Annotated in this window: 21 protein-coding genes and 1 riboswitch; of the genes, 2 read left to right on the top strand and 19 right to left on the bottom strand. The window is 52.3% G+C overall.

The window, feature by feature from the left end; all coding sequences use genetic code 11:
- Positions 1–88: 88 nt before the first annotated feature.
- The 12 genes from MKZ15_RS07210 to metA all read right to left on the bottom strand — a co-directional run bounded on the left by MKZ15_RS07210 (position 89) and on the right by metA (position 13,972).
- Positions 89–1,714, bottom strand: a complete 1,626-nt coding sequence (locus MKZ15_RS07210) for a trypsin-like peptidase domain-containing protein (RefSeq protein ID WP_339820955.1) — start codon at positions 1,712–1,714, stop codon at positions 89–91.
- Between the two features lie 127 nt (positions 1,715–1,841).
- Positions 1,842–2,495: a response regulator transcription factor gene (locus MKZ15_RS07205; protein ID WP_155607082.1), complete on the bottom strand. Its 654-nt coding sequence runs from the start codon at positions 2,493–2,495 to the stop codon at positions 1,842–1,844.
- Positions 2,492–3,535: a sensor histidine kinase gene (locus MKZ15_RS07200; protein ID WP_339820953.1), complete on the bottom strand. Its 1,044-nt coding sequence runs from the start codon at positions 3,533–3,535 to the stop codon at positions 2,492–2,494. The genes MKZ15_RS07205 and MKZ15_RS07200 overlap by 4 nt, the downstream gene beginning before the upstream one ends.
- A gap of 4 nt (positions 3,536–3,539) precedes the next feature.
- Positions 3,540–4,499 carry a cell wall-active antibiotics response protein LiaF gene (gene liaF / locus MKZ15_RS07195; RefSeq protein ID WP_339820951.1) on the bottom strand — a complete coding sequence of 320 codons (960 nt, stop codon included), beginning with the start codon at positions 4,497–4,499 and terminating at the stop codon, positions 3,540–3,542.
- Positions 4,500–4,666: 167 nt separating this feature from the next.
- A complete protein-coding gene (locus MKZ15_RS07190; RefSeq protein ID WP_016312938.1) occupies positions 4,667–4,816 on the bottom strand; it encodes a hypothetical protein in 150 nt (49 codons plus the stop codon).
- 129 nt (positions 4,817–4,945) lie between these two features.
- On the bottom strand, positions 4,946–5,632 hold the full coding sequence (locus tag MKZ15_RS07185; protein ID WP_244868369.1) for a 3D domain-containing protein: 687 nt from the start codon (positions 5,630–5,632) through the stop codon (positions 4,946–4,948).
- A gap of 328 nt (positions 5,633–5,960) precedes the next feature.
- Positions 5,961–7,898 carry a threonine--tRNA ligase gene (gene thrS / locus MKZ15_RS07180; protein WP_193418333.1) on the bottom strand — a complete coding sequence of 646 codons (1,938 nt, stop codon included), beginning with the start codon at positions 7,896–7,898 and terminating at the stop codon, positions 5,961–5,963.
- 445 nt (positions 7,899–8,343) lie between these two features.
- Positions 8,344–9,252: a putative sporulation protein YtxC gene (locus MKZ15_RS07175; RefSeq protein WP_193418335.1), complete on the bottom strand. Its 909-nt coding sequence runs from the start codon at positions 9,250–9,252 to the stop codon at positions 8,344–8,346.
- Between the two features lie 116 nt (positions 9,253–9,368).
- Complete coding sequence (gene mqnC / locus MKZ15_RS07170; RefSeq protein WP_193418337.1) at positions 9,369–10,505, bottom strand: cyclic dehypoxanthinyl futalosine synthase; 1,137 nt, start codon at positions 10,503–10,505, stop codon at positions 9,369–9,371.
- 164 nt (positions 10,506–10,669) lie between these two features.
- Positions 10,670–11,833 (bottom strand): aminotransferase class I/II-fold pyridoxal phosphate-dependent enzyme, encoded by a 1,164-nt coding sequence (locus MKZ15_RS07165; RefSeq protein ID WP_155607076.1) that lies wholly within the window; start codon positions 11,831–11,833, stop codon positions 10,670–10,672.
- Positions 11,830–13,047, bottom strand: coding sequence for an aminotransferase class I/II-fold pyridoxal phosphate-dependent enzyme (locus MKZ15_RS07160; protein ID WP_193418341.1), 1,218 nt, complete (start codon positions 13,045–13,047; stop codon positions 11,830–11,832). Before MKZ15_RS07160 ends, MKZ15_RS07165 begins: the two co-directional genes overlap by 4 nt.
- The gene (gene metA / locus MKZ15_RS07155; protein ID WP_155607074.1) at positions 13,037–13,972 is read right to left on the bottom strand and encodes a homoserine O-succinyltransferase; all 936 of its coding nucleotides are present in this window, start codon (positions 13,970–13,972) and stop codon (positions 13,037–13,039) included. The genes MKZ15_RS07160 and metA overlap by 11 nt, the downstream gene beginning before the upstream one ends.
- Before the next feature lie 118 nt (positions 13,973–14,090).
- Positions 14,091–14,224: riboswitch (SAM riboswitch) on the bottom strand.
- 487 nt (positions 14,225–14,711) lie between these two features.
- On the opposite strand from metA, the gene corA reads away from it, so the two are divergent.
- Entirely contained in the window at positions 14,712–15,647 is a 936-nt protein-coding gene (gene corA / locus MKZ15_RS07150; protein ID WP_155607073.1) for a magnesium/cobalt transporter CorA, read from the top strand.
- 451 nt (positions 15,648–16,098) lie between these two features.
- Here corA and MKZ15_RS07145 read toward each other — a convergent pair whose 3' ends face one another.
- The gene (locus MKZ15_RS07145; protein ID WP_339820945.1) at positions 16,099–17,103 is read right to left on the bottom strand and encodes an HRDC domain-containing protein; all 1,005 of its coding nucleotides are present in this window, start codon (positions 17,101–17,103) and stop codon (positions 16,099–16,101) included.
- 238 nt (positions 17,104–17,341) lie between these two features.
- Here MKZ15_RS07145 and MKZ15_RS07140 point away from each other — a divergent pair, with 238 nt between their 5' ends.
- Positions 17,342–17,644 (top strand): DUF3055 domain-containing protein, encoded by a 303-nt coding sequence (locus MKZ15_RS07140; RefSeq protein ID WP_155607071.1) that lies wholly within the window; start codon positions 17,342–17,344, stop codon positions 17,642–17,644.
- Positions 17,645–17,847: 203 nt separating this feature from the next.
- On the opposite strand, the gene MKZ15_RS07135 is transcribed toward MKZ15_RS07140, so the two are convergent.
- The 6 genes from MKZ15_RS07135 to MKZ15_RS07110 form a co-directional block, all read right to left on the bottom strand.
- Positions 17,848–18,729 (bottom strand): 5'-3' exonuclease H3TH domain-containing protein, encoded by an 882-nt coding sequence (locus MKZ15_RS07135; protein WP_339822334.1) that lies wholly within the window; start codon positions 18,727–18,729, stop codon positions 17,848–17,850.
- 37 nt (positions 18,730–18,766) lie between these two features.
- Positions 18,767–19,129 carry an arsenate reductase family protein gene (locus MKZ15_RS07130; RefSeq protein ID WP_339820943.1) on the bottom strand — a complete coding sequence of 121 codons (363 nt, stop codon included), beginning with the start codon at positions 19,127–19,129 and terminating at the stop codon, positions 18,767–18,769.
- 13 nt (positions 19,130–19,142) lie between these two features.
- Positions 19,143–20,126, bottom strand: coding sequence for an RluA family pseudouridine synthase (locus tag MKZ15_RS07125; protein ID WP_339820941.1), 984 nt, complete (start codon positions 20,124–20,126; stop codon positions 19,143–19,145).
- Positions 20,123–20,689: a cob(I)yrinic acid a,c-diamide adenosyltransferase gene (locus MKZ15_RS07120; RefSeq protein ID WP_155607069.1), complete on the bottom strand. Its 567-nt coding sequence runs from the start codon at positions 20,687–20,689 to the stop codon at positions 20,123–20,125. Before MKZ15_RS07120 ends, MKZ15_RS07125 begins: the two co-directional genes overlap by 4 nt.
- A 127-nt stretch (positions 20,690–20,816) precedes the next feature.
- Complete coding sequence (locus tag MKZ15_RS07115) at positions 20,817–21,035, bottom strand: aspartyl-phosphate phosphatase Spo0E family protein (protein WP_193418380.1); 219 nt, start codon at positions 21,033–21,035, stop codon at positions 20,817–20,819.
- Between the two features lie 198 nt (positions 21,036–21,233).
- A complete protein-coding gene (locus tag MKZ15_RS07110; protein ID WP_339820938.1) occupies positions 21,234–22,442 on the bottom strand; it encodes an aminotransferase class I/II-fold pyridoxal phosphate-dependent enzyme in 1,209 nt (402 codons plus the stop codon).
- Between the last annotated feature and the right edge of the window lie 12 nt (positions 22,443–22,454).

The following is a 22,454-nucleotide window of genomic DNA, read 5'->3' as shown; positions in this document are numbered from 1 at the left end:
ACGGATATCCCACCCGCATCCGGGTACCAAAAAAGGCGGCAGGCTCTATTCCTGCCGCCTTCGCCGCCCTGGTTACTTCCCGTGCGTATTAGTTCACGTTAGAGAACTCATTTTTGTCGCCAACCGTGACCTCGAGGTCGAGGTTCTTCCCGTCGCGCACGATGTTCATCGTCACTTTCGTTCCCACCTGTTGCTTCTGGATGAATTCAATCAATTTCTCCTTGGTGGCAAATTTGGTGCCGTTCGCCCCAGTGATGATATCGTAAGGTCGAAGGTCGGCATTGTAAGCCGGCGATTTAAAGACGATGTCCGTGACGATCGAACCTTCCTTCACGTCGGTTTGCATTTGCTTCGCCACTTCTTCCGTCATTGTCATCAAGGTAGCTCCGATGAACGGTACCGGTTTTTGCGGAATTTTCTCATTGTTCTTCAACTTGTCGAGCACTTCGCTGATTGTACTGGTTGGAATCGCAAACCCGATACCCTGTGAATCCGAGCTGACGGCCACGTTAATCCCGATCACTTCGCCGTTCAGATTCAATAGCGGGCCGCCCGAGTTGCCGGGATTGATCGAAGCGTCCGTTTGCAGTAAATGCTCATACTCACGGTTTTTCTCGCCATTCTCGCCGGCAATCGTGATGTCGCGTTCCTTCGCGCTTAATACGCCAGCCGTAACCGTATGGTCAAAGCCCTGCGGATTGCCGATCGCTACCATCCATTCCCCGACTTGCGTGTTATCGGAGTTGCCGAGCGGAATCGACGGGAAGTTGCTGTCGCCTTCGATTTTCAGGACAGCCAGGTCAAGCTCATAACTCTTACCTAGCACCTTAGCTTCATAAGGTTTTTCTGTCCCTTGCACCGTGACCTGCACCACATCGGCATTATGAACGACGTGCTCATTGGTTAGAATGTAACCCGTTTTATCGAAAATAAACCCGGACCCAATCCCCGTCGGTACCAGTTGGCTCGAACCGGAGGAAGAACCGTTACTTCCGTCCTCGCTGCCGTTGTTCCCGCCAGAGCCAAACGCATCATCGCCGAAGAAATAGCGGTAGAACGGATCGCTGCTGTACGGATTGTTGCTGTTTTGCTTGCTGGCATCCGTCAATGTTTCGATTTTGACGACGGCCGGTCCGGCTTGGCTGACGACTTTGGTCACTTCTCCGGAATCCGTTACCGGGTACAACGCGGTTGTCGCTTTGCCCGTCGATTCGACGCCGCCGCTATTCGACGCGCTTCCCGATGCTGGCACCGATGCGGAAGCCGCCTGATCCGACGTAAACAGATTGGCGCGGTCCGCAAAGACCATAGCTCCGGTCATGATCAACATACCGGCCAATACACCGGCAATCACCGAACGTACCGAAGATTTTTTCGTCGGTTTGCTATTGTATTGCCAATTGCTGCTTTTTGCCGCCGGCAAGTTGTTGCGCCCGTCCCCACTAGAGCCGTTCGTAGGTTCAACCGTGCTGCGAATCACATCGTAGGAAGAAGGAAACGGTTTAAGCGGCTGCGGTTTCGTCACTTCCACCTCTTCAGGCTGGCTGCGTTCGTAGTCTGCACCTTGGCCTGGTTCCTCGTTTGTTTTTCCATAGGATTGAAAAGGTCCGTAAGAGTAATAATAGGAAGAGCCTGACTCCGAAGATTCCTGACGCTTCGAATCGTTTGCGTCTTCGTCAAAGGGTTGGCCCGATTTGTTCTTTTGATTGTCCATGGTATGATTGACCTCCTTCCCCTGCGTGATTCAGGGGTAACTTGTTTTCTTGTTTTTATTCTGTACCAGAAACCTTAAACGTACATTAAAAACAATTAAAAAGGAGATAAAAGCTAGAGTTCCCCTATTAACGCGTCACCCAGCCTTGTCGGTGTGCATAAATTGCCAGCTGTGTACGGTCTTCCAGTTCACATTTCATCAGCAGGTTGCTGACATGGGTTTTGACCGTTTTGATGCTGATATGCAGCTCCTCGGCAATATCCTTGTTACTTTTGCCCTCGGCAATCAAAAGCAAGACTTCCTTCTCCCGCTCGGTCATTCCCGAGTCATCACCTTTTACGGTTCGTTGTCTGAGGCCTCGCGTGAGCGCCTGGGCGACGTCGCCCGTCATCACCGGCATCCCACGGAAAGCGCCTTGAAGCGCATAAATCAGTTCTTCGGCGGAGACCGTTTTGAGCACGTAACTGACCGCACCGGCTTCAACTGCCTGGACCACGAGATCATCCTCTAAAAAGCTGGTCAAAATCACGATTTTCATGCCCGGAAACCGACTCAACACTTCCTTAGTCGCTTCCGCCCCGTTCATGTTCGGCATCATCAAGTCCATCAGAATGATATCCGGCGGCCCCTCCGGAAGCCCGCGTTCCAGGACTTCCACCGCCTCGCGTCCGTCTCCGGCTTCACCGATCACCTCGAACCCCGGATCCAGCATTAAATATGTCTTTAATCCCATTCGCACCATGTCATGGTCGTCGACGATCATCACCTTGATTTTGCTCATTCGCGGCTTCCCCCTTTACCTTCCTCGAACTTCGGAATATGCACCCGAATCGTCGTTCCCGCCCCCGGCTTACTGATGATTTCCGCGTTGCCGCCTAGTTTCTCGGCTCGCTCCTTCATCGTCGTTAAACCGTAAGAACCCTGCTTCTGGTACGTGCTGCTGAAGCCTTGTCCGTCATCGCTGATGCTGAGCACAACTTGGCGTGGGCCTTCCCGCAACGACAAGCTAACCATGCCGGCTCCGGCATGCTTCACGATATTTGCCATCGCTTCCTGGATGATCAGGAACAGCTGATGCTCCTTCGCTTCCGACATGTCCCCTTGGATATCCATGTCCTTGATCCCCTTTAGCCCATTTTGCCGGCAATAATCGGGAAACCATTGATCCAATGCCTCCGCTAAGGATTTGCCCACTAGCTCCATCGGGCGCAATTGGGCGATCAATGCCCGCATCTGTTTCTGTGCGGTATTCGACATCTGAATCAGTTGATTCAGTACCGTTTCCGCCTGGGCCGCGTTAACCTCCAGCACCTTTGGCAAGGACGAAGCCGCCATATGTATGGCGAACAACTGCTGACTGACGGTATCGTGCAGATCGCGGGCGAGCCGTCTGCGCTCCTCAAGCACCGCTTTTTCCGTCGCCTGCTCCTTCTCGATAACCTCCTGCTCGCCAAGCTGTTGCAGGAGCTGCATCTTTTTCTCCATCGCATCAATCATGTTATTGAATTCCTGGTATAACCCGTTAAACGTCTGGTCTGCCGTCTCCGGCATCCGTACCGATAAATTGCCTTTGGCCACTTGGAGCATGTTCAAGTGCAAATGATCGATCTTCCCCTGAATGCGCCGACCGGCAATATACCCGATAATCAGCGCCAAAACGACGATGCCCGCCATATCGTAAATCCACACCCAGGGATCGCTGACAACGATCACCCCGGTATTGGTTCCGATATAGAAGGCAACCGCCGTTAGGCTGCCGGTAAGCAAAAAGTAGCACAGCAACTCCCACTTCGTATTCTTCAATATCCGCTGCACGATCATGGGATCAACCTACCATGTTTACTTTGACGTCACCTACAAATACGCTGACGATCAGCTTAACCCGCTTGTTTGCTTCGCCGTAATACGGAGATTCGGCCGTGACGCTGCTCATAAATCCGCCTTGCTTCTGCGTCAATACTTTCAGGTCGCCGATGAACGCACTTGAGGTGGCCACGATGCCGATATCCATATCTTCAGGGACGAACACCTTAACGTCGCCAATGAATGACGATACGTTAATTTTCGTTTCGCCGTACGGAATTTGCGCCTTGGTCAAGTCGATGATCGTATCGCCGATAAAATGTGAGATATTCATCGGTTTCAACTGAAAATAGTCCTGGCCCAAATGCACGTCGCCAATAAATCCCGACTTTTGAATCACGGATCCATGATCTCCCGGAACGCTTCCCCCGTGATACGGGTTAAATTTCGGGTGTTCATAATACGACTTCTCCTGTTTTGCCTGCTGCTCCCGCTCCTTCTCTTTCTCCTTCTCCATCGAACCGAAAATCGAATCGAGTGGCGACTCCATCTCCGGATGGAACGTTGGCGGAGGAGGCGGCGGATCAAGCGGCGGCATCGGAGGAGGTGGATAATCCTCATGCCGCTTCCGTCGGTGCGGATCGCGTGGTTTGAACAATACGTATAACCCGCCGATGATCAGCATCATCGGGAAGAAGAATCGGAAAAATTCACCTGGACTTAAATCGATCAAATTCAAGTTGCGGCCCAGGAAATAACCGCCGATTAGAATTAATATGGCACTGCCGATAAAGTTACCGCCCCGCAAGCCGCTGTTGCTGAGGTTCACCAATCCCCCCAGAATTAAAAACACGGGCCAGTACGTAGAGAACATCTCGCCGATGCTGAAATCGGTCACACCGAGCTGGTTCAGAAGAAAAACCCCCCCGATACCAATCAGCACCATCCCGCCTATAAACCTACCAAATAAGCCGTTTCTCATGTCGTTACCTCCAATGGACTGCCTCTTTCTAATGTCAGTTTACCTGAAGCCAGAGCTGATGAACAGCGGCGCGGGATGGAAAGGGAGCTCGGTCCCGAGACCGAGGCGTTTGGAGATATATGTAAAAAAGCGTCCCTGAGGGACGCTCTTTGCGCTTCACGCTATCATTATTGTTGTTTGTTCACAGGAGTCGTTGCATTGCGAGAAGCTTTCGCTTTCTGAGCAACGGTAGCCGTGCTTTCCTCAGCAAATTCCTCATTAAACTTCTCATTAGGTGTTTTGTAACCTGGAGAAGCGGCTTTCTTTTGATTTGCCATGAATTTCACCTCCCTCTCGCATACGCCGAATCGTGAATCACCGGCGTTTCACGTGGCCCTCTCGTTGTTGACCACGAAGCTTATTATGCGAACCGGGAAGGCGAATTATGCGAAGGGTTAAACCGAACTTCAAATCGCCTTTTCCCACAGGTTTTCGGGAATTTCCTTGCTCACTTCCATCACTTTGCCAAGCTCCCGCAGCATCGCTTCGGTCAACTTGCCGTCTCCTTTACGGACCACCTGTACCTCGACCTCTTTTTTCCCCCACTCCTTATAAACCTGCTTAATGGTGTCAAAATAAAGATCGATTTTGTGGCCGCGAATTGCCGAGCCTTTATCGGCGACGACTCCGTAACCGTATCCGGGGATATAAAGGATGGTGCCGAGCGGAAAGATCTTCAAATCGGCGGCGATCGTCGAGACGGTGTCTTTGTTCCGTCTCACCTTCACGCCCGAATAAGTTATGCCGTATTGCGGATGGCTTGGCTTTTTGCCGGTTGACTCGTAACCGGCCGTATAACCGGTCGCTAAGACTTTGACGGTTTCGACTTTCTTGCGTTCAGGCTGGGCCTGTTTATGTTCCGGGTTCATAACGTTGACCCGCTGATATTGGGTTTGCCGTGCAGCCCTTTCTGCCTGCATTTGCTGCAACTGCTTAAGGTCCAACCATTCAGCTAAATTCCGGGCTTGCCGGTTCGCGTTTAAGTGTTGCGAATGAATGCCGCTGGCTGGCAGATCCGCTGCCATCGTAAAAACAAGCAGTCCTGCAAGCAAACAGCGTTTGCTTATCTTTTGCCAGAAATGAAATTGGCGCATGAGAAAACCTCCCCCTTATCCGAAAGGTTTTCCACATCCGCCCAATTCTATACCTATTGGCTTTCCAGCACGAAGTTAACTCGAGAAGCGGGGGTCGGCGTCGAATCTTGAATTCAGCTGCGCTCTCCGTTGCTCACGTAGCCTCCAGCTACGCTCCGCTACTCGATCCCATCTTCATCCAACCTTCTTGGTGCTGAAAAGCCAAAGTAGCAAGCAGCACGAAGTTCCATCGAGGAGGCTTACTCTGCATCGCTCACGTGCAAAATGTTGCATAAAAGGCAACATTTGCTCCGCAGCGGAGCACGGGATTTATAGCGTCGCGCGCCAACTAAATCACGTGATTACGAATTTCTTCCTGCAACTGAGCGACCACTTCATCCACCGGTTTAGCGCCAAGATCGCCCTCGCCACGCTTACGCACGGAGACGGTGCCGGCACTTTGCTCGCTTTCGCCGACGACGAACATGTACGGCAGCTTCTCGAGTTGAGCTTCACGGATTTTATAGCCGAGCTTCTCGTTGCGCAGATCGCTTTCGGCGCGAATGCCGGCAGCGCGCAGCTTGTCTTCCACTTGACGTGCATAGGCGTCGAAGTTGCCGGAAACCGGAATCACCTTCGCCTGAACCGGAGCCAGCCACAGCGGCAAGTTACCCGCGAAGTTCTCGAGCAGGAAGGCGGTGAAGCGTTCCATTGTGCCGAGGATCCCGCGGTGTAATACGACCGGACGGTGTTTTGCGCCGTCGTCGCCGACATATTCCAACTCGAAGCGTTCCGGCAACAAGAAGTCGATCTGAACGGTCGACAGCGTTTCTTCTTTGCCCAGCGCCGTTTTAATCTGCACGTCAAGCTTCGGTCCGTAGAACGCCGCTTCGCCTTCCGCTTCGAAGAACGGCAGACCCGCTTCCTCTACAACTTCGCGGAGAATCCGCTGTGCTTTATTCCACATCTCATCGTTTTGGTAGTATTTCTCCGTATCCTGCGGATCGCGATAAGACAACCGGAACCGATACTCATGTATGCCGAAGTCATTGTAAACCTGCTTGATCAGCTCCAGCACACGCGTAAATTCTTCCTTGATTTGATCGAAGCGGCAGAAGATATGGGCATCGTTTAATGTCATGGAACGAACGCGGTGCAAGCCAGTCAAGGCGCCGGACATTTCGTAGCGATGCTGCATTCCTAGCTCGGCGATCCGGATCGGCAGATCCCGGTAGCTTCTCATATCGCTTTTATATACCATCATATGGTGCGGGCAGTTCATCGGACGAAGAATAAATTCTTCCGTATCAATTGCCATTTTAGGGAAAATATCATCCTGATAATGATCCCAGTGTCCCGACGTCTTGTACAAATCCACATTACCAAGCACTGGCGTGTATACATGCTGATAACCCAAACGTTCCTCGATATCAACGATATAACGTTCCAGCGTCCGGCGAACCGTAGCTCCCTTTGGCAGCCAGATCGGCAAACCTTGACCTACCAGGTTATTGAACGTGAAAATATTCAGTTCCTTACCCAGCTTACGGTGGTCACGCTTCTTGGCTTCTTCCAACATATGCAGATGCTCATCCAGATCGGCTTTCTTCATAAACGCGGTACCGTAAATCCGCTGCAGCATTTTGTTGTTGCTATTGCCGCGCCAGTATGCGCCTGCCACGTTCAAGAGCTTAAATACTTTAATCTTCCCGGTGGAGGGCACATGAGGCCCGCGGCACAAGTCGAAAAATTCGCCTTGATCATAAATCGAAATGACGCTATCCTCCGGCAAATCGCGAATGAGCTCCAACTTGTACGGATCGCCTAGCTCGGTAAAGATCGCCACCGCTTCCTCGCGGCTCACTTCCCGGCGGGTAATCGGCAGGTTTTCGCCGATGATGCGTTCCATTTCTTTTTCGATCTTTTGCAGATCTTCCGGATTCAGCGGGTGTTCCAGATCCATGTCATAGTAGAATCCGTCTTCGATCACCGGACCGATCCCCAGCTTCACTTCCTTGTTGCCAAACAGGCGCTTCACCGCTTGAGCCATCAAGTGGGCGCTGCTATGGCGCATGACTTCCAGGCCGTCCTGGGAATCCCCCGTAATAATCTCAACTTTGGCGCCATCCACCAGCTTCGCGTTCAAATCAACCGTAACGCCGTTGATCTTCCCGGCCAACGCATTTTTGCGCAAACCACTGCTGATTGAAGCCGCCACATCCTCCAAGCTGCTGCCTTCCGCATACTCCCGAACCGAACCGTCCGGCAAAATAACCGATACTGCCACTTTTTGTTCCTCCCTAGTCAAAATGTTGTTGGATTTACCGGTGCGGACAAATCAAAAAACGCCCGTCCCGGAAAGGGACGAGCGTCATATACCCGTGGTTCCACCCTCATTCGGCCTCTCCGCAACACCAACAGCGCATTGCATTCGGATATGACCCTTAATTCGGCATTCGATAACGGGAATGAACCGGTATTCCCTACTTCATGAAGGTTCGGGAATACAGCTACAAAGGGGTAAACCAAAAGCGAAACCGAAGGGAATTCCAGCCAAGTTCCCTTTCTCTGTACGGCTCAGGCCATCTGGCTCATGTCTTTGTCAACGCTATTAAGGTTGTTCAATAATCAGCTTTGGATCACGAAGCTCATCCTGATACGAATTCGACTTCGAATCTTTAACTTGCAAGTAATTATAATGCTAACCTTTCGAGCCGTCAAGAAACCAAAGCTTATCTGCCTTGATCCAGGCGGCGAAACTCCTGATGGAATGGCTTGCAATGCGGACAAAGCAAACACAACTCCACACGCTCTCCGAAAATCCGCGAGATGGTCGTAATCACCTGAGCATCGGGGTCCTGCGTATGAATCAGGATTTTATCCGGGGACAAGGAGATCAAGGTGCTGACGATCACGTCTTCCATCTGCATCTCCTGATCGGCTATCCGGGCAACGACCCCGCCGGAAGCTGGTACGTGGACCGGTGTAAACTGCTCGTTCAAAATCGCGAATTCATGGCCCTGCTTATGCATCAAATGAACCAATGGCGTTAAGGGCTCCTGAAAATATACGAAATACTGCAGCAGCCCAATAAACTCTTCATACTGCTTATCAAGCAAGTATTCATCCACGGCAAAATCCACGATTTCCCGCAGCTTGTCCTCGTATGTCTTAAGGCGAAACAAGGCGAATCCATCCAGATGAAGATCGGAGGAAGCCTGCATATACCCGCGAAGCGCCTTTTGGACCAACGCTTTTCGTTCCTCTCGCGAGCCCCCGGTTTCCGTGCCCTCCGCCAGCATCCGGTTCACCATCTGCTGCACCTGAAGCGCTTCTTCCCGGGATTCGAAGCTGTAGTCCCGTTTCATGACTCGAGCAGCCAACTCTTCTTCCTTCACGTCCACGAGGTATTCCGCGAATTCGAGCGATAACAGATCGATCAGTTGTTCCGGGTGATCTTGTCCGCCGTCCTTATCCGACCGACCAACTATGACAGCCTCCAGCATTCCGCCTCCAGCCGCTTGAAAAGTAAGCTGAAACTCGCGGTTATGTAAGCTGTTAACGGCATCTTGTATCATGCTTTTGAACCGTTCCTCCGATTCGGCGGAACCGCATTTAACGCGTACGGTAAAAAAATCCATGAACCTGGCCCCCTTCCGCTTCCTTCTCCAAGTATATGGTGGGAAGGAAACGGATATACGGGAACCGTTCATGGAATGAAAGGTAGTTCTTCCAATAAATTGCCAACAAAATCCTGTTAGTTTTGCATAATAAAATCGCGTTCGACCGTAGCTTCTTCGTCGAAGACACGCAAAATTTCATATTTCGTATTGCGCTGAGCCGGGATTTTACCTGCCGCGCGAATGATGGAGAGAATCGATTCGATATTGACCTTATGCGTCGCTCCGGCGGACGATACGACGTTCTCCTCGATCATCGTGCTGCCGAAGTCGTTGCAGCCGTACTGCAGCGACAGCTTGCCGACTTCCGGTCCCATGGTCACCCAGGAGGATTGCAAGTTCTTGATGTTATCCAATACAATTCGGCTGATCGCCACGGTTTTTAAATAAGATTCCGGCGTCTGGCGTTCGGCTTTCAGATTCGTATTATCCGGTTGGAAAGTCCATGGAATGAAAGCCAGGAACCCTTCCGAGGCATAGCCGTTTTGGATGCATTCATCTTGCGCTTCACGCACGCGCAGCAAATGAAGCGCCCGCTCTTCCATCGACTCGCCGAACCCGATAACCATCGTGGCCGTCGTGTTCATGCCGATTTTGTGCGCGGTTTGCATTACATCCATCCAGTCTCTCCAGGAACCTTTCAGTCGACTGATTTTCCGGCGTGTCCGATCGTCCAGGATCTCCGCTCCGCCGCCCGGCAGCGAATCGAGGCCCGCCGCGTGAATTTCGCGTACCACTTCCTCCAGCGAAAGACCTTCCGACACTTCCTTCATTTTCATAATCTCCGCAGGAGAAAACGAGTGCATCGTAATGTCCGGGAACCGCTGCTTGATTGCTTTAAGCAAGTTCGTATAATAGCTAAATGGCAGGTTAGGGTTCGTCCCGCCCTGCATCAGAATTTCCGTTCCGCCTACATCGATCGTTTCCTGAATTTTTTGGAAAATCACTTCGTCCGGAAGCACATATCCCTCATCCGAACCCGGTTGGCGGTAAAAAGCACAGAACCGACAGTATACGTCGCATACGTTGGTATAGTTGACATTTCGCCCGATGACGAACGTCGTAATCGGTTCGGGATGCTTGCGCTCCATCAGAATGTTCGCGGTATGTCCCATCTTCTCGACTTCATCGGACTCGTACAGCCGTATGGTATCTTCCAGATCGAGGCGTCCACCCTGCAGCGCCTTGTTTAATATATCGTCGATTGCAGTCATAATCACTGCCTCCTTAGAACAATAAATGAATACCTAAGAATACCTGAAAATTGAAATGATAGTTCAATCGTAACACAGGTACGCCCAGAAAAACAGCACCCGATTTGCAGGTACAAATGACAAAAGGCCGCAAATGCGGCCCGAGTTGATTCAGGTAGAAATCATTAACTATTCCGAAGCGCCTCGTCCAAATCGGCGAGCAAATCGTCGATATCCTCGAGTCCGACGGAGAAACGCAGCAGACCGTCGGTAATGCCCCGTTCCGCGCGAACCTCCGGCGGCATCGAGGCGTGTGACATCATTGCCGGATAGGAGAGGATGCTCTCGACTGCGCCTAAGCTGACTGCGACGAGCGGCAGCTTCACGAGGTTCAGCAAACGCTTCGCCCGCTCGCCCGAGCCGACGTCGAAGGAGACGACCGCGCCATAGCCGGTCGATTGCTTCTCCTGGACCTCGCGGCCAGGATGGTTCGCTAGGCCGGGGTAGAACACCGCGTCGATATCGCCGCGGCGGCTCAGCCAATCAGCCAGCTTGCGGGCGCTGATCTCACTATGCGCCATCCGGGCTCCCAGCGTTTTCATGCCGCGCATCAGCAGCCATGAATCTTGCGCACCCAGGACGGTGCCCAGTCCGTTCTGCACGTATTTCAGCTGACGGGCCAACTCGTCCGTCCGCGCCACCGCTAAACCGGCCAGCACGTCGCTGTGACCGCCAAGGAATTTGGTCGCGCTATGCAGGACGATATCCGTTCCAAGCTCGATCGGGCGCTGATAATACGGCGTCATAAACGTATTGTCCACGATGCTGAGCAATCCCTTTTCCCGCGCCCAGGCGGAGATTTCCGCGATGTCAGTGATTTTCAGCGTTGGGTTGGAAGGCGTCTCCATATAAACAGCTTTCGTATTGGCTTTTAATGCGGCCTTCACCAACTCCGGCTGCGTCATGTCCACAAACGTCGTCTCTATATTCATCCGAGTCAAAATATTCGACAGCAACCGGTATGTACCCCCGTACACATCTTCCGTCACGATAATATGGTCGCCGGCAGAGAGCAGCATCAGCGTCGTTGAAATGGCCGCCATCCCACTTGCGAAGGCAAAGCCCTGCACCCCGCCTTCCAGCACCGCAATATAATCCTCAAGCGCTTGCCGCGTCGGATTGCCGGAACGGCTATAATCATGCTGCGGCGGATTAAAAATATCGTGGTGATGAAACGTCGACGCCTGATAGATCGGTACGCTGGATGCGCCCGTCGCTTCGTCTACCTCACTGCCGAAATGGATTAGCTTCGTTTCGAATTTGTTTTCCCGTTTCTCCTGCCCGCTCATGCGCCTTGTCCCCCTTCGACTTCCTGTCGCGCCGCTTCCAGTGCTCCGCTCAAGTCGGCGATCAAATCATCAACATGCTCGATACCAACAGAGAATCGCAGCAACCGGTCGTCCACGCCAACCGCTTTTCGAATCTCCTCGGGAATGTCCGCATGCGTCTGGACCGCCGGATACGTCATGAGCGACTCCACGCCGCCAAGACTTTCAGCGAACGCGATCAAGTTCAGATGGCGCAGCACCGGCTCCACGTAACGGGCATCCGTGACCTTAAAGGCAAAAATCCCCGTGTTCCCGCTCGATTGCTTCCGTTGCGTCGCGTACCCCGGATGATCTTCCAAGCCCGGGTGAAACACTTCCGCTACCTGCGGATGCGACTGCAGGAATTTCGCGATGGCGAGTGCATTGCTTTCATGCCGTTCCATCCGAAGCGCCAATGTCTTCATTCCACGCATCAATTGGTAGGAATCGGAGGGGCTTAGTACCGCGCCAATCGAATTGTGCAGGATCGCCATTTCCTGCGACAGTTCTTCCCCTTTCGTTACGATCAATCCGGCCAGGACATCGTTATGGCCACCTAAATATTTCGTCGCGCTGTGCACAACGATATCCGCGCCAAGCTCGATCGGCCGCTGAAAATACGGGGTCATCAGCGTATTATCTACGACCGTTAGCAACCCGTGGGTGCGCGCCCATTTCGATACCGCTTCAAGATCGGTGATCATCATCAACGGATTGGTTGGCGTTTCGATGATCACCGCTTTCGTGTTGACTTGGCGGGTCTTTTCCAGCGCATCTAAATCATTCGTATCGACATAAGAAGCGGTTACGCCATATTTGGACATGATCCGCTCCAGCAAACGGTAGGTCCCCCCATAGAGATCCAACGACACGATGAGGTGATCCCCTTGCGAAAACAACGTAAACACCGTCTGCAGCGCCGCCATTCCAGAACTACAGGCAAACCCCGCGTCACCGGATTCCAGGGTGGCCGCCGCGTCTTCCAGCACTTTGCGGGTAGGGCTCTTCGTTCGAGCGTAGTCAAACCCCGTGCTTTGCCCAAGGCGCGGGTGGCGAAACGCCGTTGCTTGATAAATCGGGTAGTTCACCGCACCCGTAACCGGTTCCTCCATCGATCCGATTTGCGCCAGTCTGCTCTCGATCCGCCATTCCTTGTTCTGCTCCCCCACCTGCAACCCCTCCACTTTAGATCTCATATACAAAGTCGGCCGTTAGATCGATATCGTACGGCGTTTCTTGATACACATAGTAGTTTAGCCAATTGGAAAATAATAAGTTTGCATGGGCCCGCCAGGAAGAACGCGGCGCTCGGGTCGGATCGTCATTCGGATAATAATTCACCGGCAACTCGATCTCCATGCCTTTGGCAACATCTCGATCATATTCCCATTTCAACGATTCCGGATCGTATTCCGAATGGCCGGTTACGAAAATATGTCTACCATCCCGAGTGGCCACCAAATAAATTCCGGCTTCGTCCGATTCCGCCAGAATTTGCAACTCCGGCACCCGATCGATGTCCGACCGCTCTACGTCGGTATGGCGGGAATGCGGCACCTGGAACACTTCATCAAACCCTCGCAGAAGCTTCACCTTCGGATCGTTTACCGTGTGGGAGAATACGCCAAAGCATTTTTTCGCGAGCGGTACTTTACGAACCCCGTAATGGTAATATAAGCCTGCCTGCGAGCCCCAACAGATATGCATGGTCGAGGTCACATGGGTTTTGGTCCATTCGAAGATTTCCTTCAGCTCTTCCCAATAATTCACTTCTTCGAAGTCCAGCTGTTCCACGGGGGCTCCGGTCACGATCATGCCGTCAAAGCGGCGGTTCCGGATCTCGTCGAACGTTTTGTAGAACATCTCCAAATGCTCAGCTGGCGTATTCTTCGAGGTGTGGGAACTGGGGTGGAGCAGGACGATTTCAACCTGGAGCGGCGTATTTCCAAGTAAACGAAGGATTTGCGATTCCGTCGTTTCTTTGGTTGGCATCAGGTTGAGAATGGCAATCCGCAAAGGACGGATATCCTGATGATAAGCGCGGCTCTCATCCATAACAAAGATGTTTTCGCTGGCCAGTACATCCTTTGCCGGCAAATGATCCGGTACTTTAATCGGCATGTGGTTTCACTCCTTTTATCGTAGCGTCATTAAGAAATCAACATCCGTTTGAGGGGCCATGTAAACAGAATGACCTCTCTCACGGGGAGAAAGGTCATTACGTATCCGGTATGCGCCTCTCTCATCTCTCAGAAGCCGCTCAGCGTTCGAAGCTGACAGTTCTGCAAGAATTAGCACCGCTGCGATTTTTTAGGAAAATCGCCGGTTGCCGGGTATCATCGGGCTAGTCCCTCCACCTGCTCTTGATAAGATTTCGCTATATTTAGTTTAGTTAAGGACCTCGGCTTCGCGCCTACTCCTTGACATTCACTTTAAAGGATCTGGCGGCATTCCGTCAAGAACCTGAGAGAAAAATCACACGAATATTCATGGACCGCTTTGAACCGGCTCACATAGTATACTTTTGGGTTGAAACATTTCATTCGCTGGCGTTATACTAGACAAGTGCCTTTAGGCCCAGACGGCCCTAGGGTTTGACGAATGTTCAAACAACCTGAAAATAGCGAGGTGAAACCGAGAATGGAAGGCGACCCGAGTCCGCAGAGGACAACCCAGGAATACCAATCGCATAGGAAACCGACCCGCTGGATGCCTGCGGAACGCTTAGGGCACTTTCTTTTCCCGGTGTTTGCATAAACGCCTTTTTCATCGTTCCGGGCAAGCCACGGTTGGTCCCTTTCCTATGCTTCAACCAAGAGCATCCCAGGCCGGCAGGCCCGGGGAAAGGGAGTGAAAGCTTATGAAAATCCGTCATGTCCAAGCCGGCGTATTTACCCCTGTAGAAGATGTGGAACTGACGACCACCGCTCCGGAAGAAGGCTTCTACTGGATCGATGCCGACGTCGATGATCTCGCCCTGCTGCAGCCCTTATTTTCGCTGCACGATCTGGCTGTAGAAGACTGCTTGAGCGAGGAAGAACAACGTCCGAAGATCGAAACCTACGATAACCACTATTTTATCGTGGTGAACAGCATTCGGTATGATGATGAAGAAATTTTTCTGCGCGCGTTAAACCTCTTTTTGGGACGGCATTATATCATTACGGTTACTAAGCAAAAAATTAACGAGCTTCGCGCCGTGAAGCCGATTCTGTGGGAACAGGAGGTCAGCGAGCCCGACCGGTTCCTGTACCTGCTGGTCGACCTGGTGGTCGATAACTACTTTACCGTCGGCGACCGGATCGAAGTAAAGATCGAGAAGCTGGAAGAAGATATCCTGATGCATACCAAACGTTCGCATCTGAACGAAATCATCGGGCTGCGAAGCGAAATCCTGTGGCTGAAGAAAGTGCTTGGGCCGCAGAAGGAAGTCATCAACATTCTGAACAAGAAAGACCTCCGGCTGATCGACGACCAGTTGCAAAAATATTTCAGCGACATTTACGAAAACGCCGTGAAGATCTCCGAGAACTTCGATACGTTCCGCGAGCTCGTCGGCAACTTACGCGAGGCCTACCAGGCCGCCATCGCTAACCGAGCCAACGAAATCATGCGCGTGTTTACCGCGATTACAACGATCTTCATCCCGTTAACTCTGATTACCGGCATCTACGGTATGAACTTCGACCATATGCCGGAGCTGCATTCGCAGTACGGCTACTTTATCGTCCTCGGCATCATGCTTGCCTTGGGTTTAGGGATGTTTTATATATTCCGGAAAAGGGATTGGATTTAGAGGAACGTACACATTTGAACCATGAGGCCAACTTGGACGATAAGTCCTCGTTGGCCTTTTTCGATGGATGAGTGGACGTATCTGAACTGTAAAAGTCCAGTTATTTCGCCACAAAATACTCAGATTGTGCCTTTCAGCTGCAAAAATGCAGTTGATTTCGGGATAAATATGTATTTTTCCTTATATCCCCCACAAATGAACTGCATTTTTGCAGTTCATTTGTGTTTTAGCGGCAAAAACGGCCGAACGAACTGCACTTTTACAGTTCATTCGGCCGAAGGAGGGCTCAACCCTCCGGCTGAAGCTCGAGTAGGTCCTCAGACAGTTGCCTTTACTGCCTTTACTGCCTTTACTGCCTTTACTACCTTTACCGTCTCTACTGCTATACTCCGTTCTTACTGTTCCAGCTACTTTTACTGCTGTTACTGGCGTTACTGCTGTTTCCGCCGTTTTACCCCGCGTGCCGAGCGCTCTCCCGCTGGCGGCGGTACCGGATGCGAATCAGGCGCAATCGTTCATATAACGTATCGAGACTGCTGCCTTCTGCGGCTTCGGTCCCGTACACTTTGTGCAAGACCGGCTTCAGGAGTGCATCACCCAGCTCTTCGTAAGCATGCCAAACGGCCTGTTGCTCAGCTTCAGACATCTCTTCTAGCTCTGCGCTCACCAAATCATCGGTGTTGTAGCCTTCCTTCTCCAAATTCTCCAGTAACTCGACCGCATCCCGCCGCTCAATGCCCGTCCGCATGCAAATATCCTCCACCTTTAGCCCTTCCGCCAACGCCTCCAGCGCAGCCCGTCGGATGCTGAACTTCTCCATCTCGGCCCGGTATTTGACTTCCTTCTGTTTATACAGCCAGGTACGGAATACCTCGCCATCAATCTCCTGCTCGACCCAATCCAGCGGGAACGTCCGCTTCCGCTCCACCGCTTTCGTGATTTCGAGCAGCTCAGCGCCGTATTCGCCGGCTTTGTTCTCCCCGACACCCGGCAACTGTAGCAGTTCATCCGCCGTTTGCGGCAAAAATACGCTGATCATCCGCAACAATCGGTTGCTGGCAATCAGATAAGGCGCTTTGCGTTCCGCTGAAGCTTTCTTCCGGCGCCATGCCGTCAATTCGTTGTAAACCGGCTCGTTACCGTTTAACTCGCTATAGCAAAACAGCTTCTGCGCCACCATGCCGCGCCCGGTCACCCCTTCCTTCTCATCCCAAATGCCTTCCATCACGGGGCGAAATCCCTCGCCCAGCTTAGCGGCTAATCGATGGCGATAAACATGCAGCATCTCCGACCAGGATGACCCTTCATACCACAGATCTTCACTCTGGCCGTCAGCCAACAGCTCATTCCAGCCCATCCGCCAAATGCCTTCCTCCTCTCCAATCCACACCTGCGCCCCCTGGATCATGGCCCCGCTATCCTTCTTCTCCAAACTGTTTAAAAATACGATTCGCATCAACCTGTCGCCTCCTTAAAATTTCAGCTACGAAGGAGTATCTTACATGAACCGCAAACGCAAAAAAGCACCTCTTCCGCGAATTTCGCAAAAGAGGTGCTTCCCCCAAACGTAACCTGTTATCCCTAATAATACCATGTTTAACCAAGCTGTCAATGCGGATTTTTTCATTGTCCCATCGCTTCACGTTTTCCGGTATAATAGCGAGAGACATTCCCAATTCAAGGAGGCATACAGAATGAGCGACCCGCATCAAGAACTCGATTTCCTGTCCGACAGCACCGAAAGCACCTCGACCCGATTCGTTACCTTTATCGGAGGATCCCTGAAACGCTTTGACCTCGCGGTCACGACCACCAATCGTTTTTATGGCAAGAAGCTGGTCACCGACCTGCATAACGGACGCACGGCCATTCTTGGCACCGACGATTTGGACGAGGAAGGTTACCTCGAGCATATTTATAACCTGACCGAAGAGGAAGGTTCCGAGCTGCGCACGTTCCTATATCAAGTCCTGGGAGAGCCGTACTTCACCGATTAAAGGGATGAATTCAAGATTCGATGTCAAAAAAACTTCTCGAATCACTTCCGTGAAACCGGCTTTTCAGCACCGAGAAGGTTGGATGAAGCTAGGGACTGAGTAGCGGAGCGTAGCTGGAGGCTACGTGAGCAACGGAAGGCCCGGCTGAATTCAAGATTCGATGCCGAATCCGCTTCCTGATTCACTTCGTGATCAAAAGTCGGTTATACAACGCCCATCCAGGCGCTGACGCTGGCCATCTCCAACTCCTCGAACTTAGAGACCACTTGCGCTGCGTTCAACTCGAGCCGGCAGGCTTCTACCGCACACTCCAATTCGATGTCGCAGCGGATGGTGGCTAATTGCCGGGAGAGATGCAGCATGTCGAGATCGGCTTCGATTTTGGCGCGGATCGATTTGGAGAGCTGATCCAGGTTGGCCAGGATCCCTTCCACCGAGCCGTGCTCCTGCACCAGCTTCAGGGCTGTTTTCTCGCCGATGCCACGCACGCCCGGATAGTTGTCGCTCGTATCCCCCATCAAGCCCTTCAGATCTACGATCTGTCCGGGCGTTAACTGCTTCTCCTCCATCAAGGCCTCCGGCGTATACACCATGTAATTGCCGTGGCCTTTCTTCATGATGATCACGCTCGTCCGGTCACTGACCAGCTGCAGCATGTCGTGATCGCCCGTCAGCACCAGCACGTCCATCTCCTGACCAAAACGGGAAGACAACGTCCCGATACAATCATCCGCCTCGAAGCCCGGCGAGCTGACATTCGGAATGCCCAAGCTGTCCATCACCTCGCGGATCATCGAAAACTGCGGGATCAACTCCTCCGGGGCATCCGAACGATTGCCCTTATAGTCGGAGAATTGCTCCGTCCGGAACGTTTTGCTTCCCAAATCCCAGCAGCAGGCGATATGCGTCGGCCCAAACTTCTGTACGGCATCCCAAAAATACCGCATAAACCCATACACCGCATTGGTTGGAACGCCCGCCTTCGTACGGCGGATATACCCCGTGGCAGCCGAAGCGTAAAAAGCACGGAACATCAGCGCCATGCCGTCCACCAGCAGAATCGTATCTTTACTGCTTTGCACCAAATTCACGATAATCCCAAGCCACCTTTCTCTTCAGAATTTATTTGCTCCAAACCTGCTCGTAGGTTTCTTCCTTGTACCCGACGGTCACATTTTTGCCATCAGTCACGATCGGGCGTTTAATCAGCATCCCGTTCGAGGACAGCAGCGCAAGCTGTTCTTCCCGCGTCATCCCCGCCAGCTTGTCCTTCAAGCCTAATTCCTTGTAAACCTCGCCGCTGGTATTAAAAAACTTCTTCAATTCCAACCCGCTCTGCTTCACCAAATCATCCAATTCAGAGGCGCTAGGCGGCGTTTCCTTGATATGATGTAACTCCAATTCATGCCCTTTGGACTGTAGCGATTTAATCGCATTTCGGCAAGTCCCGCATGGCGGATAATGATATACAGTCAACTTGCTCACGTTGGTATTCCTCCTAATCATTTGCAGAAAAAAATAATCTGTCTCCGCGCAGAAGCTCCTCGAGCTTCCGCATATCCGCGGGCAGCTTCGACTCAAAGGTCAACGCTTCACCGGTAAGCGGATGGCGAAAGCCTAGCTCCGAGGCATGCAGCGCCTGCCGTCCGATGGCTCCGTCTAAACGTGCGATCGCCTCGCGCGCAGGCTCCGGCAGTTCTGCGAGGCCCGGCAGCCCGTAGAATTTATCGCCGATCAGCGGATGGCCGATCGACGTCATATGCACGCGGATCTGATGCGTCCGACCGGTGCCGAGGCGTAGCTCAGCCCGTGCTCCCTCCGCATACGCTTCCGCCACCTTATAATAGGTCAGCGCCGGATAACCCGACGGGGTCACGATCCGGCGATGAGGTTCCTCCGGATCGCGGTCAATCGGACCGTCGATCATCCCTTCCGGCACCGACGGACAGCCATGCACCAGTGCCGTATATTTCTTGGTTACCTCACCGGCGATCAACTGCTCGGAAATATGTTGGTGCACATACGCATTTTTGGCAATGGCGATCAAGCCGCTTGTCTCCTGATCCAGCCGATGCACCGGACGAAACCGGAACTTCGCGCCTTTCTCCTGCCAATAGTGCACGACGCCGTTCGCCAGCGTACCCGTATAGTGGCCATGCGTTGGATGCACGATCACTCCTGCCGCCTTATCCACAATGAGCAGCGCTTCGTCTTCATACACGATGTCAAACGGGATCGGCTCTGGCAGGATATCGGTGGACGTTTCCTTCTCCAGCGATACGCTCACTGTGTCTCCGGCTTTGACCGGAACGCTGATGAATACCCGCTCCCCATTCAGCATCACTCCGCGCTCCGTCAACTTAATCCGGGACAGCAGCTTCCGAGATACGCCTAACCGGCGCTGGAGTACGGTTTTGACCGTCCACCCTTCTTCCGTGGCAGGCACTTGATATTCAATCGGATCATAATACTCGGATCTCACTTGTTGCCAAACACCTTCCCGCTCCGCACGTATTCGATATCCGCAACCTTGGCACGGTGATTGGCGTTACGGGCCGCTGCGAAGAAATAGTCCGATAAGCGATTCAGATATTTCAGTACCTCGGCATTGATCTCCTTGCTCTTACCCAACGTGACCACCCCCCGTTCCGCGCGGCGACATACCGTTCGACAAATGTGAAGGACCGCAGCCAACGGTGTTCCGCCCGGCAAAATAAACTTCTCCAGCGGCGGATTCTCCAACTCATACCGATCGATCCAGGCCTCCAATTGCTCCGCCAACTCCGACGTGACCTTATAGCGGCTTTCCGACAACTTCACGTACGCAAGATCGGAGCCGCAGTCGAACAATTCCTGTTGAATTTGCAGTAGCTGCTCGTGAAGCTCACCAAAGGTTTCCTCGTCCGACAAACAGACCGCTTGGCCAACAAAACTATTGAGCTCATCGATCGTACCGTAAGCCTCCACCTGCGCATCGTCTTTAGTCACTCTACCGCCGATGACCGAGGTCTGACCCTGATCACCGGAGCGCGTATATATCGACATTCAAATTCCTCCCCGTGGCATACTCTCGTACCATCTTACCATAAATCGCAGCCCGGCTGGTCATGGAACTACTGGAACCGCAAAAGGGGACCCGCATGCGGGTCCCCTTCCAAGTGATAAAGACAGGTTATCGTCTATTTGATTTTGGATTGGATTTCATCGTTTTCATGAATTCATTGATCTTTAGGTCCAATAAGCTGCTGATTTCAATCACAATATCCGATGTAAAGGATTTTTCCTGCAGGAAGAGCCGTTCCATCTTGCTGCGCAGCAAGTGAATTTCGTCCTCCAGCGTTACGGCTTGCGGTGAATGCGGCCGATCCTCTTGATCCATCCATGGGTGCATGTCGCGGCCTTCAGCGATTAGAGCATTATCGTATGGCAAGTTGTACTCACCGCGCAAAAGAAATCCCTCCCTGAGAAACTAAAACCTTCTTCCAAAATCAAATTATACCATGTATATAAAACTTAAATCAATTAGAAAATGAAAGAAATGTTAATTAACTCCAAATTCCGAGGGTTTTCGAGTTTTATCGTCAGCGAATCAGCCTTGTTTCAATTTATGGACAAATTGCTCCATACGATTAAGGGCTTCGTTCAGTTGGTTCACTCCCGTCGCATAGGAGCAGCGAAGGAAACCTTCCCCGCCGGCGCCGAAGACGTTGCCCGGAACCGCTGCGACCTTGGCCTCAAGCAGTAAACGTTGGGCGAATTCCTCCGAGCTCAGTCCCGTTGAGGCGATGCTCGGGAAAGCGTAGAACGCCCCTTGCGGTTCATGGCATTCGAGCCCGATATCGCGCAAGCCCTGGACGATCAACCGACGGCGCTGGTTATAGGACTCTACCATCTGGTCTTTATCCGGAAGCCCGTTCTTAAGCGCTTCGAGTGCGGCGACTTGCCCCATAACCGGAGCGCACATCACCGTGTATTGGTGAATTTTCAGCATCGCATAGATCAGATCAGGATGGCCGCAGGCATACCCCATTCTCCAACCGGTCATGGCAAATGCCTTGGAAAAACCGTTGACGAGAATCGTCCGGTCTCTCATCCCCGGAATCGAAGCGAAGCAGACATGCTTCTGCCCGTAGGTTAGTTCCGAATAGATTTCGTCCGAAATGACGATTAGATCATGCTCCTCCACGAGTTTGGCGATCGGCAGCCAATCCTCGTAGGTCATAATACCGCCTGTCGGGTTGCTCGGATAATTTAAAATAAGAACCTTCGACTTGGGCGTGATTTTCGCCTTAAGGTCTTCAGCTTGCAGCTTGAATTCGTGGCGGGCATAAGTCTCGATTTCAACCGGCACTCCTCCCCCGATCGAAGCGATCGGCGAATAGGAGATATAGCAAGGCACCGGAACGAGAATTTCGTCGCCCGGTTCGATCAACGCCCGCAGCGCAAGATCGATCGCCTCGCTGCCGCCAACCGTAACGAGAATTTCATCTTTGGGATTGTATTTCACGTGATAACTCGTATCCAAGTATTCGGCGATCGCTTCCCGAAGCTCAGGCGTTCCCGCGTTTGACGTGTAGCTCGTATATCCGCGTTCCAGCGAGTACACGCAGGCCTCCCGCACATGCCATGGCGTAATAAAATCCGGTTCTCCTACGCCTAACGTGATAATATCCTTGCTTCCGCTTGCCAGGTCGAAGAAACGGCGGATGCCGGAGGGTTGAATCTCCCGGACCCGCGGGGCCAAATACGACGTCATCGTTTTATCCGGTTGCTCAGTACGCTGTGATTGAATGCTCATAACATAACTTCC

Origin of the sequence: Paenibacillus sp. FSL R7-0216, assembly GCF_037969915.1 — a bacterium.
Classification (GTDB): domain Bacteria; phylum Bacillota; class Bacilli; order Paenibacillales; family Paenibacillaceae; genus Fontibacillus; species Fontibacillus rhizolycopersici.
This window is presented reverse-complemented; position numbering and strand designations above follow the sequence as displayed.